Source organism: Kineococcus vitellinus (genome assembly GCF_009906315.1).
Lineage (GTDB): Bacteria > Actinomycetota > Actinomycetes > Actinomycetales > Kineococcaceae > Kineococcus > Kineococcus vitellinus.
This window is the reverse complement of sequence record NZ_JAAALL010000090.1, coordinates 1-14880: the sequence shown is the minus strand read 5'-3', so window position 1 is coordinate 14880 and position 14880 is coordinate 1. Positions and strand designations below refer to the sequence as shown.

The window sequence follows — 14880 nt, the reverse complement described above, 5'->3', positions numbered from 1 at the left end:
GCGTCCCCGGCCACCGGCGCCTACCCGGACTGCGCCGCCGCGCGCGCCGCCGGAGCCGCTCCCGTCCACGCCGGCGACCCCGGCTACAGCCGTGCGCTGGACCGCGACGGCGACGGGACCGGCTGCGAGCCCTGAGCCCCTGCGCCGGACGTCCCGGCGGTGGCAGGATCGGCGGACCCGCTCCCGGGACCGCGGGGAGGGGGGCGCGCCGGCGAGCGGTGCGGGGCGGATGTCCTCCCGGCGGGTCCCGGCGCGTCACCCGGTCGAGTGGCGGCAGGCGCCACGTCGAGAGGAGCGATCATGCAGTACGTGCTGTTCATCTGCACCGACCCCGCCGGGGAGCCCTACGACGAGGCGTCCGACGACGTCGAGACGTGGTTCAGCGGCCTGCAGGAGCGGGGCAAGCACCTGGCCGGGGACCGGCTGCGCCCGGTCGAGGACGCCACCACCGTGCGCGTGCGCGGCGGGGAGAGGCTCGTCACCGACGGCCCGTTCGCCGAGACGCGCGAGTGGATCGCCGGCTTCGACGTCGTCGAGGCCGCCGACCTCGACGAGGCCGTCGACATCGCGGCGGCGCACCCGATGGCGCGCTTCGGGCGCATCGAGGTCCGCCCCGTCTGGCCGCTCTGACACCGGTGCGCTCCCCCGTGACGGCCCCGGACGCGACGGCGCCGGACGCCGCGGAACCGGTCGCGACCGCCCTGGCACGGGTGGTCGCGACCGACCACGCCCGGATCGCGGCCGCCGTCATCGCCACCGTCGGCGACTGGCAGGTCGCCGAGGACGCCCTGCAGGACGCGTGCGAGCGCGCCCTGGTCTCCTGGGCGCGCGACGGCCTGCCCGCCAACCCCGCCGGGTGGCTCGTCACGACCGCCCGCCGCCGCGGCATCGACCTGCTGCGCCGGGCCGCCGGGCGCGAGGCGACCGCGCAGCGCTACGGCTCGGCCGTGGAGCGCGGGCTGCTCGTGCCCGGCGACGACGACGGCGAGCACGAGATCGGCGACGACCGGCTGCGGCTGGTGCTGACCTGCGCCCACCCCGCCCTGCCGCTGCAGGCCAGGGTCGCCCTGACCCTGCGCACGGTGCTGGGCTGGACGCCGGCGGAGATCGCCCGCTCGCTGCTGAGCACCGAGGCGGCGGTCGACAAGCGCCTGGTGCGGGCCCGGGCCAAGATCGCCCACGCCGGCATCCCCTACCGCCTGCCCTCCCCGCAGGACCTGCCCGCGCGCATCGACGGCGTCCTGGCGGTGGTGCACCTGCTGTTCACCACCGGCTACGCCGACGCGGGGCGCGCCGGGCTCATGGCCGAGGCGGTGCGGCTGGGGCGGCTGGTGCGGGAGCTGCTGGAGCCCGCCGCCCCCGAGCGCGCCGAGGCCTCCGGTCTGCTGGCGCTCGTGCTCGCCCAGGGCTCGCGGCAGCGCGCCCGCTTCGACGCCGACGGCGGAGCGGTCCTCATGGACCGCCAGGACCGCTCGCTGTGGGACCGGGACGCGATCGCCGAGGCGCGGCAGCTGCTGGAGCAGGTGCTGCAGCACGCGGCGCACAGCCGCCGGCCGGTGGGGCGCTACGTGCTGCAGGCGGCCATCGCCCTCGAGCACGCGCAACCGCTGGAGGCCGCCGGCACCGACTGGGTGCGCATCGCCGAGCTGCACCGCCTGCTCGACCGGGTGGCCGGTACGCCCGTGCAGCGCATCGCGTGGGCGGTCGCCGCCGGCCGCGCGCACGGTCCCCTGCCGGGCCTGGAGGTCCTCGACGGCGTCCGCCGCGGCGAGGAGCTGCACCTGTTCCACGCCGCCCGCGCCGACCTGCTGGAGGCGGCGGGGCGGCTGGAGGAGGCGGCGGGCGCCTACGCCCGCGCCGCCGAGCTGGCCCCCGGCGACGGCGAGCGCGCGGCGCTGGGCGCCCGGCGGCGGGCCCTCGCCGAGCGGTGCGCCCGCACCGCACCCACCGCCCGGCCCTGACGACGCGCCTCCACCGGCCGGCCGCCGCGGCCGCTCAGGCCGCGGTGCCGAAGCGGCCGGGGCGGAAGGGCGCCAGCAGCGGGTGCGGCCGCCCGGTGAGGACCTCGCGCGCGGTGAGCTCGCCGAGGACGAGGCCGAGGGTGGCCCCGCTGTGGGTGAACAGCACGTGCAGCCCGTCGACGCCGTCGACGGGCCCGACGACGGGCTCGCCGTCCCCGGGGATCGGCTTGGGCCCGACGCCGTAGCCGTCGAGCTCGAGGGCGGGGTTGCCGGCCAGGACGCGGGAGGCCTCGGCGAGCAGGCCCTCCAGCGTGCTCGCGCGCACCTCGTGCCCGCCGTCGCCGCGGACGACGACCTCGCGCTCCGACCAGGCGGAGTCCAGCACCAGCGTCCCGCCGGGCGCCGGGCGCAGCGCGACCCGCGGGGTGTTCAGCACGGCCCGCAGCGGGACGTCGACGGGCCGGGTGCGCAGCAGCAGCGCGGCCGTGGAGCCGTCGGGGACGACGACGCCGAGCTCGGCGAGGTCGCGCGGGACCCGCGGGCCGGTGGCCAGGACGACCGCGTCGGCGGGCAGGCTCTCGCCGGAGCCCGTCACGACGCCCGTGGCGCGGCCGCCCTCGACGACGGGGCGGGCGCGGCCGGCGCCGGTGCGCAGGCGCCCGCCGGCGGCCTCGAAGCGCTGCAGCAGGACGCCGACGGCCGTCGGCAGGTCGACCCAGCCCTCGCCGGGGTTGAAGACCGCGCCCTCGGCGGCGACGGCGGCGGGGTCCACCCCGGGCGTCCACGCGGCGACCTCCTGCGGCGACAGCCACACCGAGTCGTAGCCGACGGCCAGCTCGTGGGCGTGCCGGTCGCGGTGGCTCTCCCCCGGCGCCGCCCACGTCAGGCCGCCGTCGAAGCGCAGGCCCTCCGGCAGGCCGGTGCGGGCGGCGAAGGTGCGCCAGCGGTCGATGCCGACCGTGCGCAGCAGGTGGTAGGCCTCGCTGCGGGCGCCCGCGGAGTTCAGCCAGGACAGCGAGCGGCCGCTGGCGCCGGAGGCGACGCCGGCCTCGGTGACGAGGTCGACGGACGCGCCGGCGCGGGCCAGGTGCGCGGCCGTGGAGACGCCGAGGACGCCGGCGCCCACGACGACGACGCGGGCGGTGGAGGTGGGCACGCCCCCCATCCTCCACGCCCGGCGCCGCCGCGCGTCAGGCGGTGGCGGAGCCCGCCCCGTCGGCCTGCGCGGCCGCCTCCACGTCCATCCAGCTGACCTCCCAGACGTGCCCGTCGGGGTCGCGGAAGCTCGTGCCGTACATCCAGCCGAAGTCCATCGCCGGGGCGTACTCGGAGCCGCCGTGCGCCAGGGCGCGGGCCCTGAGGTCGTCGCACTCCTCGCGGCTGGTGGCCGACAGGGCGTGCATCACCTCGGTCGTGCCCTCGGGCGCGGGCTCGGAGTGCAGGAACTCCTTCCACTTCGCCGGCGCGTGCAGCAGCACGATGATGTTCTCCTCCAGCACCACGCACGTCGTCGTGTCGTCGGAGAACTGCGGGTTCAGGCCGAAGCCGAGCCCGGTGAAGAACGCCGCCGACGCCTGCACGTCGGCGACGGGGAGGTTGATGAAGACCATGCGCACGTCGGGCTCCTCGGGGGTCCGGGCCCGCTGCTCGGGCCTGCTGCTCCTGGTGACCTCAGCGTGCCGCAGGACTCATCGGCCCGTTCCCCCTCCGGCGCCCCGGTGCCGGGAGGGGGACGGGCCCGCGCTCACAGGCCCGGGAACCACAGGCCGATCTCGCGGGCGGCCGACTCCTCGGAGTCGGAGCCGTGGACGAGGTTCTGCTGCACCTTCAGGCCCCAGTCGCGGCCCAGGTCGCCGCGGATGGTGCCGGGGGCCGCGGTCGTGGGGTCGGTCGTGCCGGCGAGCGCGCGGAAGCCCTCGATGACGCGGTGGCCCTCCGCGACGACGGCCAGCACCGGCCCGGAGAGCATGAACTCCACGAGGGGCTCGTAGAACGGCTTGCCCTCGTGCTCGGCGTAGTGCCCGGCGAGCAGCTCGCGGTCGGCGGTGCGCAGCTGCACCGCCACCAGGACGTAGCCCTTGGCCTCGATGCGCCGCAGCACCTCCCCGGAGAGGTTGCGCCGCACGCCGTCGGGCTTCACCAGGACGAGGGTCCGCTGCACGTTGGTCTCAGTCGCCACGTCGCGCACCCTAGCCGAGGCGGGTGCACGGGCCGTGACCAGCGGGTTCCCGTCCGGCGGCGCCCGGCGGCACACTGGCGGCGTGCACACCGAGCGGCGCTCCCGGCTGCCCGGCGCGCGGGTGTGGTCGCACCCGGCGGGAGCGGCGCACGAGGGCCTCGTCCTGCCGGACGGGTGCCTGGACCTGCTCTGGCGCACGGGCGCCGGCGGCGGCGAGCTGCTCGTCGCCGGGCCGGACACCACCGCGCACGCCGTGAGCACGCCCGCGGGCACGGCCTGGACCGGGCTGCGGCTGCCGCCCGGTGCGGCGCCGGCCCTGCTGGGCGTCCCGGCGAGCGCGCTGCGCGACGCCCGCGTCCCGCTGGCCGACCTGTGGCCCGCGGCGCGGGTGCGCGTCCTCGGCGAGCGCGTCGCCGCGGCCGCCGACACCGGGCGGGCCCTGGAGGCGGTCCTCGCCGAGCGCGCGGCCGGCCCCGGCGCCGCGGCCGACCCGCTGCCGCGCCGCGCCGCCGCCCTGCTGGCGCGCGGCCACCCCGTCGCCGACGTCGCCGACCGGCTCGGGGTGGGCGTGCGGCGCCTGCACCGGCTGAGCCTGGCGGCGTTCGGGTACGGCCCCAAGGTCCTCGCCCGCGTCCTGCGCCTGCAGGCGGCGCTGCGCGCCGCGCGCACCGGCCTGCCCGCCGCCGAGGTCGCCGCGCTCGCGGGCTACGCCGACCAGCAGCACCTGGCGCGGGAGGTGCGGGCGCTCACCGGCACGACGCTCACCCGCCTGCTGCGGGGCTGAGGGCGGCGAACAGGTCGACGGGGACGCCGTCGGGGTCGTGCACCACGGCGTAGCGCTGCCCCCACACCGCGTCCCACGGGGGCAGGTGGCCGTGCACCCCGGCCGCCAGCAGCTCCCGCCACAGCTCGTCGACGGCCCGCGGCTCGCCGCAGTCGACGGCCAGCGCGACGCGGTGGCCGCCGGTGGGTGCGCGCCAGCCGGGGTCGAAGGAGCGCACGACGTCCTCGACGTCGAAGGCCAGGCGCAGCCCGCCCGCCAGCACCACCTCGACGTGGTCCTCGCCGTCGGCGGCGGCGGGCACCTGCAGGCCCAGGCGGCGGTAGAAGGCCAGCGTGCGGGGCATGTCGGCGACGACGAGGCCGACGAGGTCGAGGCGGGGCACCGGGCGCGGCGCCGGGTCGGTGGGTGCGCTCATGCCGGCGACCGTAGGCCGCGGCGCCGCCGCCGTCGTGGACGTTCCGGACACCGCGGGAGGCCGGGGTGCGCGGCGGCGGCGTGCGCGGGAGCATCGCCCACGGGCCCCGCGACCTGAGGCTCCGCCCAGCGCGTCAGGAGGAGCCGAGATGCCAGCACCAGAGCCCACGGGGTCCAGCCCGGCCAGGGGCGAGGAGGATCGCCAGCACGCCACGACCAAGGTCGTGCTCATCTCCGTCGTCGCCGCCATCGGCGGGTTCCTCTTCGGCTTCGACACCTCCGTCATCAACGGCGCCGTCGACGCGGTCACCGACCAGTTCGCCCTCTCCCCCGCCCTGTCCGGCTTCGCGGTCTCCTGCGCGCTGCTCGGCGCCGCGGTGGGCGCCTGGTTCGCCGGGCGCCTCGCCGACCGCTTCGGGCGCAAGGCCGTGATGGTCATCGGCGGTGTGCTCTTCGCGGTCAGCGCCGTGGGCTCCGGCTTCGCGTTCGCGGTCTGGGACCTCATCCTGTGGCGCGTCGTCGGCGGTCTCGGCGTCGGCGTCGCCTCGGTCATCGCGCCCACCTACATCGCCGAGGTCGCGCCCGCCTACATCCGCGGCCGCCTCGGCTCGCTGCAGCAGCTGGCCATCACGGTCGGCATCTTCGCCGCGCTGCTGTCGGACGCCTTCATCGCCAACACCGCCGGCGGTGCCGGTGAGACGACGTGGCTGGGCTGGGAGGCCTGGCGCTGGATGTTCGTCGTCGGCGTGATCCCCTCGCTGGTGTGGGCGTTCCTGGCCCTGCAGATCCCCGAGTCCCCGCGCTACCTCATCGCCAAGGGGCAGACCCACAAGGCCGGCGAGGTGCTGCGCTCGGTCCTGGGCAACCTCAGCGTGGAGGCGGTGCAGCGCAAGATCGCCGACATCCGCGCCTCGATGCGCCGCGAGGACGAGCCGAGCCTGCGCGACCTGCGCGGCCCGCGCTTCGGCCTGCTGCCGATCGTCTGGGTGGGCATCCTGCTCTCCGTCTTCCAGCAGGCCGTCGGCATCAACGTGATCTTCTACTACTCCACGACGCTGTGGCGGGCCGTCGGCTTCGACGAGTCGCAGGCGCTGACGACCTCGGTCATCACCTCCGTCACCAACGTCGTCGTCACCTTCATCGCCATCGCCACCGTCGACCGCATCGGCCGCAAGCCGCTGCTGACCGCCGGCTCCATCGGCATGGTCGTCTCGCTGGCCGTCATGGCGGTCTCCTTCTCCCAGGCCACGGGCTCCGGCGAGGACATCTCGCTGCCGCAGCCGTGGGGCACGATCGGCGTCATCGCCGCGAACCTCTACGTCATCTCCTTCGGCGCCACCTGGGGCCCGGTCGTCTGGGTCCTGCTGGGCGAGATGTTCCCCAACAAGATCCGCGCCGCCGGCCTCGCCGTCGCCGCGGCCGCGCAGTGGCTGGCGAACTTCGCGGTCTCCACGACCTTCCCCTCGCTGGCCGGCATCGGGCTGCAGTTCGCCTACGGCCTCTACGCCGTCATCGCGCTGCTGTCGCTGGTCTTCGTGCTCAAGGCCGTGCGCGAGACCAAGGGGCGCGAGCTGGAGGAGATGGACGACGACGCACCGGCCCGCACCTGACGTGGGCGCGGGGACGAGCACGGGGACGGGCGCGGGGAGCGGTCCGCTGCCGCTGGCGGTCTCCCACGAGCAGGGCCGCGAGGCCCTGCTGGCGGAGCTGGCGACCTGGTCGCAGCTGCTCGGCGCCGTCGACGCCGAGGTGCTGGCCGCCCCCAGCCGCTGCGCCGGCTGGAGCACCGGGGCCGTCCTCGTGCACGTCCACCAGGGCCTGCGGGAGGTCATCCCGGCCCTGCGCGCGGTGCGCGGGCGGGACCGCCCGAGCGCCGACGCGGCCTCGTCCTGGGCCCGCTCCGCGGGCCGGGAGCGGGCGGCTGGTCGGGTGGAGCCGCCGCAGGCCGTCACCGAACCGCAGGAGGGGCACCCGGTGGCGCGGCTGGCCGGTGCGGTGGACGCGCTGGCCGCCGAGCTGCCGCACGTGCCGGCCGGGTACGTGGACTTCCGGGGCGAGGTGCTCACCACGGGCGACCTCCTCGCCACCCGCGCCGTGGAGCTCGCGGTGCACCACCTCGACCTCGACCTCATCGGCTCGCCGCCGGCCGCCGCCGCGCTGCGGCTGGCCCGGCTCACCTGCGAGGCGCTGGCCGGCACGCACCTGCCCGTCGACTGGGACGACACCACCGCGGTGCTGGCCGGCAGCGGCCGGGTCGCGCTGACCGGGGCGGTGCTGCGCGAGCACCCGCGGCTGCAGGGCGCCTTCCCCTCGCTGGGCTGACGGGCCGCGGCCCTCCCCCGGCCCCGCGGTGCGGGGCGGAGGAGGGCCGCCGGGCCGCGCCGGTCAGGAGATCGGCGAGCCGCCGGTCACGCCGAGGACCTCGGCGGTGATGTAGCTGGACTCCTGCGAGGCGAAGAACACGAACGCCGGGGCCAGCTCGGCCGGCTGCCCGGCGCGGCCCAGCGGGGTGTCCTCGCCGAAGCTGCCGACCTGCTCCTCGGGCAGCGTCGCCGGGATGAGCGGGGTCCAGATGGGGCCGGGGGCCACGGAGTTCACCCGGATCCCCTTCTCGGCCAGCATCTGCCCCAGGCCCTTGGTGAAGTTCACGATGCCGGCCTTGGTGGTGGCGTAGTCCAGCAGCGGCGGGGAGGGCTGGTAGGCCTGGATCGAGGAGGTGTTGATGATGCTCGCGCCCGGCTGCATGTGCGGGACCGCCTTCTTGCACAGCCAGAACATCGCGTAGAGGTTCGTCTTGAGCACGCGGTCGAACTGCTCGGTCGTGATGTCGGCGATGCCGCCGGGCTGCGCCATCTGGTACGCGGCGTTGTTGACGAGCACGTCGATGCGCCCGAACTCCTCCACGGCGCGGTCGACGACCTGCTGGCAGGCCTCCTCCTCGCGCAGGTCGACGGGCACGGCGACGCCCTTGCGCCCGGCCTCCTGCACGTGCCGCAGCGTGGTCTGCGCGTCCTGCTCCTCGTCGGGCAGGTACGCGATGAGCACGTCGGCGCCCTCGCGGGCGAAGGCGATGGCCACGGCGCGGCCGATGCCGGAGTCCCCGCCGGTGATGACGGCCTTCTTGCCCTCGAGGCGGCCGCTGCCCCGGTAGGACTGCTCGCCGTGGTCGGGCTCGTCGCCCATCTCCCCGGTCCGGCCGGGGTGCGGGATCTGCTCGCCCTCCGCGTCGGGCTGGGCGTACTCCTGCTGGGGGTCCTGGGGTTCGGTCTGGTCCTGTGGCATGAGCTTCCTCCGTCGGAATGGGCCTTCCGCCGGTCTCCTACCCCGCCGCCGCGCGCTCAAGCGCGCGGCGCGGGCGCACGCCCGCGCCGCGCGGGTCGCCTCAGCGCTCGTCGGCCAGGCGGCGGGCCACCTCGGCCTGCTCGCGCTCGATGCGGTCGCCGATGCGCACGGCGAAGAACCAGATGACGGCGAAGACCGCGCCGACGAAGAACATCATCGGCACGACGAACCCGCAGGCGACCATGACGGCCTGCAGGGCCCAGCCGAGGCCGTAGCCGGCGCGCGAGCGCAGCATCCCGGCGCCGAGCACGCACAGCAGGACCAGCACGCCGCCGACGACGAGGTAGGCGGTGTGCCGGTCCGCGCTGAGCCCGTAGGCGGCCAGGGTGGCGAAGAACACGACGAGGGCCTCGCTGACGAGGGTGGACGCCGCGAGCATCCGCTTGGGGTTCCTCATGCGCTGATCCTCACCCCCGCCGGCCCGCTCGGGCCAGCAGGGTCCGCACGTCGCCGGCGAGCACGACCGAGCCGGCCACGAGGACACCGGCCCCGGAGCCGCCCAGGCCGCCGCCGGTGCCGAAGTCGGACTCGGCCAGGTCGACCGCGGTGGTCAGCGCCTCGTCCAGTCGCTCCACCACGTGGACGCGGTCCTCGCCGAAGACGCCCTCGGCGATCTCGCCGAGCTCGGCGGGCTCCAGCGAGCGCGGCGAGGAGGAGCGGGTGACGACGACCTCGGCGAGCACCGGCTCCAGGGCGGCCAGGACGCCGTCGACGTCCTTGTCCCCCGCGACCGCCACGACGCCGACGAGCCGGCTGAGGGTGAAGGCCTCGGCGATCGCCGCGGCCAGCGCCTGCGCACCGGCCGGGTTGTGGGCGGAGTCGGCGATGATCGTCGGCGAGGTCCGCAGCACCTCCAGGCGGCCCGGGGAGGTGACGTCGGCGAAGGCCGCCTCCACCAGCCCGGGCGGCAGCGTCCCGCCCGGCAGCGCGAGCAGGGCCTCGGCCGCCGCGAGCGCCGTGGCGGCGTTGTCGGCCTGGTGGGCGCCGTGCAGCGGCAGCAGGACGTCGGTGTAGAGCCCGCCGCGGGTGCGCAGCGAGACCAGCTGCCCGCCGACGGCGAGGGTGCGCTGCTCGACGCCGAAGTCCAGGCCCTCGCGCACGACGGTGACGCGCTCGGCGGCGGCCTTGGCCAGCAGGACCGCGGCGGCCTCCTCCTCCTGCCGGCCCAGGACGACGGTCGCGCCGTGCTTGACGATGCCCGCCTTCTGGGCGGCGATCTCCTCGATCGTCGAGCCCAGCCACGCCTCGTGGTCCATCGAGACGGGAGTGATCACGGCGACGTCGGACCGCACGACGTTCGTGGTGTCCCACGTGCCGCCCAGGCCGGTCTCGACGACGGCCACGTCGACGGGGGCGTCGGCGAAGGCCGCGAACGCCATGAGGGTGAGCACCTCGAAGAAGCTCAGCCGCGGCTCGCCGCGCTCGGCGGCGCGCTCGTCGACGATCGCCACGACGGGCTCGACGTCGTCGTGGGCGCGCACGAACGCCGCCCGGGTGATCGGATCGCCGTCGATCGCGATCCGCTCGGTGATCTCGGACAGGTGCGGGCTGGTGAACAGGCCGGTGCGCAGGTCGTGCTCGCGCACCAGGCGCTCCACCATCCGCGTCGTCGACGTCTTGCCGTTGGTGCCGGCGACGTGGACGACGCGGTAGGCCAGCTGCGGGTCGCCGAGCAGGGCGCACGCCTCGCGCACCCGATCCAGCGTGGGGTGGATGCGGTGCTCGGGGTTGCGGGCGAGGACCTGCGCCACGACCTCCTCGAAGCGCGGGTCGTCCTCCACCGCGGGGCCGGGGGCGGCGGCCGCCACCGCCGCCCCCGGCACCCGCGACGGCGGGCGGCGGTCCTGCGGGACGCGGCCCCGGCGCATGCCGTCGGTACCGAACCCCTCCTCCCCCGAGTCGTCCTCCTCGCCCTCGGACAGCGGCCCGGTCAGGTCGCGCAGGTCGTCGCCGAGGTCGTCGCCGAGGTCGTCGGGCTCGCCGGCGAAGGGGTCCAGGGGTCCCTGCCCGCTCACAGCTGCTCCGCCTTCTGCACGGCGATGCGGACCTCGTGGCCCTCGACGCTCGCGACGAGCGTCGCCCGCTCCGCCGCCAGCGCGTCGGCCGCCCCGGAGGAGCCGAACTGCTGGGCCAGCGTCTCCTCCACGACGAGGTTCTGGTGCGTCACCAGCGCCTCCCACACGGGCCCGTCGGCCGCGACCGTCAGCCGGATGCGGTCGGACACGTGCAGGCCGGCCTCGCGCCGCGCCTGCTGCACGAGGCGGACCACGTCGCGGGCGATGCCCTCGGCGCTCAGCTCGGGGGTCACGGTGGTGTCGAGGACCGCGAAGCCGCCGCCCTCGAGCGGGGCCGTCGCCAGGCCCTCGGCGCCGCCCTCGACGGCCGTCGCCAGCTCGTACTCGCCCTCGACGAGCTCGATGCCGCCGGCGACGACGGTGCCGTCCGGGCGCTCCTCCCAGTCCCCGGACTTGGAGGCCCTGATGGCCTGCTGCACCTGCTTGCCCAGGCGCGGGCCGGCCGCGCGGGCGTTGACGGTCAGCTTGGTCACCACGCCGTGCTCGACGGCCCGCTCGAGCGGGCCGAGGGCGACCTCGCGGACGTTGACCTCCTCGGCGATCAGCTGCGCGAACGGCTCCAGCTGCGCCGGGTCGGCCACGAGGACCTCCAGGCGCTGCAGCGGCAGCCGCACCCGCAGGCCGTTGGCCTTGCGCAGCGCCAGCGCCGCCGAGCAGGTCGCGCGGGCGGCGTCCATCGCGGCGACGAGCGCGTCGTCGGCGGGGGTGTCCACCGGGTCCGGCCAGTCGGTCAGGTGCACCGAGCGGCCGCCGGTGAGCGAGCGCCAGACCTCCTCGGCCACCAGCGGCAGCAGCGGGGCGAGCATCCGCGTGGTCGTCTCCAGCACCGTGTAGAGGGTGTCGAAGGCGTCGCGCGCGCGCTCGGACTCCCCGTTCCAGAACGCCGAGCGGGAGCGGCGCACGTACCAGTTGGTCAGCACGTCGAGGAACTGCCGCGAGGTCTCGCAGGCACCGGCGATGTCGTAGGCGTCCAGCTGCGCGGTCACCGCGGCGACGGTGTCGTGCAGCTTGGCCAGGACGTAGCGGTCCAGGACGTCCGGGGAGCCGGTGCGCCAGCGCGGGACGTGGCTGGAGGTGCCGGAGTACAGCTGGAAGAACGACCAGGTGTTCCACAGCGGCAGCAGCACCTGGCGCACCGAGTCGCGGATGCCCTGCTCGGTGACGATGAGGTTGCCGCCGCGCAGGACCGGCGAGCTCATGAGGAACCAGCGCATGGCGTCGGAGCCGTCGCGGTCCAGGACCTCGGAGACGTCGGGGTAGTTGCGCAGCGACTTGCTCATCTTGCGGCCGTCGTCGCCCAGCAGGATGCCGTGCGAGACGCAGGTGCGGAACGCCGGCCGGTCGAACAGCGCCGTCGCGAGCACGTGCAGGGTGTAGAACCAGCCGCGCGTCTGCCCGATGTACTCGACGATGAAGTCGCCCGGGTAGTGGCTCTCGAACCAGTCGGCGTTCTCGAAGGGGTAGTGCACCTGGGCGAACGGCATCGAGCCGGACTCGAACCAGCAGTCCAGGACCTCCGGCACCCGGCGCATCGTCGAGCGTCCGGTCGGGTCGTCGGGGTTGGGCCGGGTGAGCTCGTCGACGTGCGGGCGGTGCAGGTCGGCCGGGCGCACCCCGAAGTCGCGCTCGAGGTCGTCGAGGGAGCCGTAGACGTCCACGCGCGGGTACGCCGGGTCGTCGGAGACCCACACCGGGATGGGGCTGCCCCAGTAGCGGTTGCGGCTGATCGACCAGTCGCGCGCACCCTCCAGCCACTTGCCGAACGAGCCGTCCTTGACGTGCTCGGGCACCCAGGTGATCTGCTGGTTCAGCTCGACCATGCGCTCGCGGATCGCCGTCACCCTCACGAACCAGCTGGAGACCGCGCGGTAGATGAGGGCGTTCCCGCAGCGCCAGCAGTGCGGGTAGGAGTGGTCGTAGGTCTCCAGCCGCAGCAGCAGCGCCCCGCTGGGCAGGCCGTCGCGCAGCGCCCGGTTGATCTCCTTGTTGGCCTCGAAGACGTGCTGGCCGGCGAAGTCGCGAACCTCGGCGGTGAAGGTGCCGTTGGCGGCGACGGGCACCACGGGCACGATCCCGGCAGCGTCGGTGACGGCCTTGTCGTCCTCGCCGAACGCGGGGGCGATGTGCACCAGGCCGGTGCCGGAGTCGGTCGTCACGTAGTCGGCGGCCAGCACCCGGTGGGCGTTCTCGCGGCCGGCGAAGTAGTCGAACGGCGGCGCGTAGCGCCGGCCGAGCAGGTCGGCGCCGCGGTGGCGGCCCACCACGCGCTCGGCGGCGTCCTCGCCCAGCTCCCGGGCGTAGTGGCCCAGGCGCGCCTCGGCGAGCAGGAAGCGGCGGCCGGCGTGCTCGCCGGCACCCTCGACGACGACGTAGTCGAGGTCGGGGTGGACGGCCATCGCGAGGTTGCTGGGCAGCGTCCACGGGGTCGTCGTCCAGATGAGCGCCAGCACGCCGTCGAGCGGGTCGTCCGCGCCCTCGCCGAGCAGGCGGAAGCCCACCGTCACGGCCGGGTCCTGGCGGTTGCGGTAGACGTCGTCCAGGCGGGTCTCGGAGTTGCTCAGCGGCGTCTCGCAGCGCCAGCAGTACGCCAGCACGCGGAAGCCCTCGTAGACCAGGCCCTTGTCCCACAGCGTCTTGAAGGCCCACATCACCGACTCCATGTAGTCGGTGTCGAGGGTCTTGTAGTCGTCGGCGAAGTCGACCCAGCGCGCCTGCCGGGTGACGTACTGCTCCCACTCGCCGGTGTACTTCAGCACCGAGGTGCGGCAGACGTCGTTGAAGCGGGCGATGCCCATCTGCTCGATCTCGGACTTGTGCTTGATCCCGAGCTGGCGCTCGGCCTCCACCTCGGCGGGCAGGCCGTGGGTGTCCCAGCCGAAGCGGCGCTCCACCTGGTGCCCGCGCATCGTCTTGTAGCGCGGCACGACGTCCTTGACGTACCCGGTGAGCAGGTGGCCGTAGTGCGGCAGGCCGTTGGCGAACGGCGGGCCGTCGTAGAAGACGAACTCCCCGGCCGCCGAGCCCTTCCGGGCGTCCACGCTGGCGCGGAAGGTGTCGTCGGCCGCCCAGGAGCCGAGGACGCGCTGCTCGATCTCGGGGAAGCGCGGGGTGCTGGTGACCTCGCCGGTGGTCTCACCGGGGTCGGTGGTCTGCGTCTGCGCGACGTCCTCGGACAACACGTCTCCTCGACTGAAGTGCTCCAGCCGCGAGGACGACTCCCGCCGGGGCCGGCGGTGCCGCGGTACCACCCCGCTTGCCGCCGACGCCCCCTCCCGCGGGAGGGACCGACGGCGACCGCTCGTCGTCCGGCTGTCACGGGCCGGACCCGTCCGGGTCTAGTGAGGTGCACCCGCCAGGGCGGGGTCGCACCCGTTCTTCCGGAGGCTCACCGGTGATGGCCGGATCGACGCCTGTGCGCCCATCCTAACGGCGGATCGCCGTCGGGTCTTCCCGCGGGCGTCAGCCGCGCCGCTGCCACGTCGCCCGGCCGCCGTCGGTGGCGGTGCAGGTCAGCAGCACCTCCTTGTCGGTGGCCTGACGCACCTCCCCCGGCAGGGCGCAACCGCCGTCGATGGTGACGACGCTCGCCGGGTCCAGCCCCACGTGGCGGTCGTAGGCGGCGCGCCAGTCGGTGGTGATCTCCTGCCGGGCGCCCTCGAGGGGCAGCGCGCCCGAGCAGACGAGCTCGCGCAACCGCTCCTCCAGGAGGTCCTTCTGCTGGGCCCCGTAGCGGTCGGTCCGCGGCTGCGGCCAGAGGTTGGCGGCGCTGTTGTCCCCGCCGAGGCCCACCGGGACCAGCCGGTCGACGACGTGGTCGTTCTCGTCCTCGGGAGGGATCGCGTAGCGCTGGTACGCGTCCGCCTTGTCGCTCTTGCGGGGCTTGCTGGTGCTGCGCAGGTACGCGGGCGCGCAGACCACCGCCTGGTCGGCGTCGGGGAACGCCGCGCCCGGCGTGAGCGCGGGGTCGGGCAGCGCGGTCCCGTCGGCGGTGCGCCGGAAGGGGTCGACGACCTCGGCCGCGCGCGGAGCGGCGGCCGTCGGCGCCGTCGGCTGCGGCACCGCAAGGACGGTGATGCTCGGCGTCGGCGACGGCTGCACCCCGGCCGCCTCCACGGGCTCCGCGCA

General features: G+C 75.7%; 15 protein-coding genes. 6 read left to right on the top strand and 9 right to left on the bottom strand.

The features are described from left to right. From GTQ99_RS10210 to GTQ99_RS10200, 3 genes are all read left to right on the top strand, one after another. The coding region (locus GTQ99_RS10210) for an excalibur calcium-binding domain-containing protein (RefSeq protein ID WP_166615626.1) at positions 1-135 on the top strand (135 nt) is incomplete at its 5' end. Between the two features lie 165 nt (positions 136-300). Further along, positions 301-630 (top strand): YciI family protein, encoded by a 330-nt coding sequence (locus tag GTQ99_RS10205; RefSeq protein ID WP_166615625.1) that lies wholly within the window; start codon positions 301-303, stop codon positions 628-630. 80 nt (positions 631-710) lie between these two features. After that, positions 711-1961 (top strand): DUF6596 domain-containing protein, encoded by a 1251-nt coding sequence (locus GTQ99_RS10200; protein WP_205707176.1) that lies wholly within the window; start codon positions 711-713, stop codon positions 1959-1961. A 34-nt stretch (positions 1962-1995) separates the two neighbouring features. Here GTQ99_RS10200 and GTQ99_RS10195 read toward each other — a convergent pair whose 3' ends face one another. From GTQ99_RS10195 to ndk, 3 genes are all read right to left on the bottom strand, one after another. Continuing rightward, on the bottom strand, positions 1996-3117 hold the full coding sequence (locus tag GTQ99_RS10195) for an NAD(P)/FAD-dependent oxidoreductase (protein ID WP_338074890.1): 1122 nt from the start codon (positions 3115-3117) through the stop codon (positions 1996-1998). Positions 3118-3151: 34 nt separating this feature from the next. Continuing rightward, on the bottom strand, positions 3152-3577 hold the full coding sequence (locus GTQ99_RS10190) for a VOC family protein (RefSeq protein ID WP_420814540.1): 426 nt from the start codon (positions 3575-3577) through the stop codon (positions 3152-3154). A 128-nt stretch (positions 3578-3705) separates the two neighbouring features. Next, complete coding sequence (ndk, locus tag GTQ99_RS10185) at positions 3706-4140, bottom strand: nucleoside-diphosphate kinase (RefSeq protein WP_166615623.1); 435 nt, start codon at positions 4138-4140, stop codon at positions 3706-3708. A gap of 82 nt (positions 4141-4222) precedes the next feature. On the opposite strand from ndk, the gene GTQ99_RS10180 reads away from it, so the two are divergent. Further along, positions 4223-4924: a helix-turn-helix domain-containing protein gene (locus GTQ99_RS10180; protein WP_166615622.1), complete on the top strand. Its 702-nt coding sequence runs from the start codon at positions 4223-4225 to the stop codon at positions 4922-4924. Here GTQ99_RS10180 and GTQ99_RS10175 read toward each other — a convergent pair. Then, positions 4902-5339, bottom strand: coding sequence for a VOC family protein (locus tag GTQ99_RS10175; protein WP_166615621.1), 438 nt, complete (start codon positions 5337-5339; stop codon positions 4902-4904). The genes GTQ99_RS10180 and GTQ99_RS10175 overlap by 23 nt on opposite strands. Before the next feature lie 148 nt (positions 5340-5487). Between GTQ99_RS10175 and GTQ99_RS10170 the strand changes: the two genes are divergently transcribed. Beyond that, positions 5488-6948 (top strand): sugar porter family MFS transporter, encoded by a 1461-nt coding sequence (locus GTQ99_RS10170; RefSeq protein WP_166615620.1) that lies wholly within the window; start codon positions 5488-5490, stop codon positions 6946-6948. A 1-nt stretch (position 6949) separates the two neighbouring features. Further along, positions 6950-7660: a maleylpyruvate isomerase N-terminal domain-containing protein gene (locus GTQ99_RS10165; RefSeq protein WP_166615619.1), complete on the top strand. Its 711-nt coding sequence runs from the start codon at positions 6950-6952 to the stop codon at positions 7658-7660. A 63-nt stretch (positions 7661-7723) separates the two neighbouring features. On the opposite strand, the gene GTQ99_RS10160 is transcribed toward GTQ99_RS10165, so the two are convergent. The 5 genes from GTQ99_RS10160 to GTQ99_RS10140 all read right to left on the bottom strand — a co-directional run. After that, the gene (locus GTQ99_RS10160; RefSeq protein ID WP_166615618.1) at positions 7724-8620 is read right to left on the bottom strand and encodes an SDR family oxidoreductase; all 897 of its coding nucleotides are present in this window, start codon (positions 8618-8620) and stop codon (positions 7724-7726) included. Positions 8621-8720: 100 nt separating this feature from the next. Further along, positions 8721-9077: a DUF4233 domain-containing protein gene (locus GTQ99_RS10155; protein ID WP_166615617.1), complete on the bottom strand. Its 357-nt coding sequence runs from the start codon at positions 9075-9077 to the stop codon at positions 8721-8723. A gap of 10 nt (positions 9078-9087) precedes the next feature. Continuing rightward, positions 9088-10695 (bottom strand): glutamate ligase domain-containing protein, encoded by a 1608-nt coding sequence (locus tag GTQ99_RS10150; RefSeq protein WP_166615616.1) that lies wholly within the window; start codon positions 10693-10695, stop codon positions 9088-9090. Further along, positions 10692-13934, bottom strand: a complete 3243-nt coding sequence (ileS, locus tag GTQ99_RS10145; RefSeq protein ID WP_420814539.1) for an isoleucine--tRNA ligase — start codon at positions 13932-13934, stop codon at positions 10692-10694. Before ileS ends, GTQ99_RS10150 begins: the two co-directional genes overlap by 4 nt. A 280-nt stretch (positions 13935-14214) precedes the next feature. Continuing rightward, on the bottom strand, positions 14215-14880 hold a 666-nt coding region (locus GTQ99_RS10140; protein WP_205707175.1), incomplete at its 5' end, for a hypothetical protein.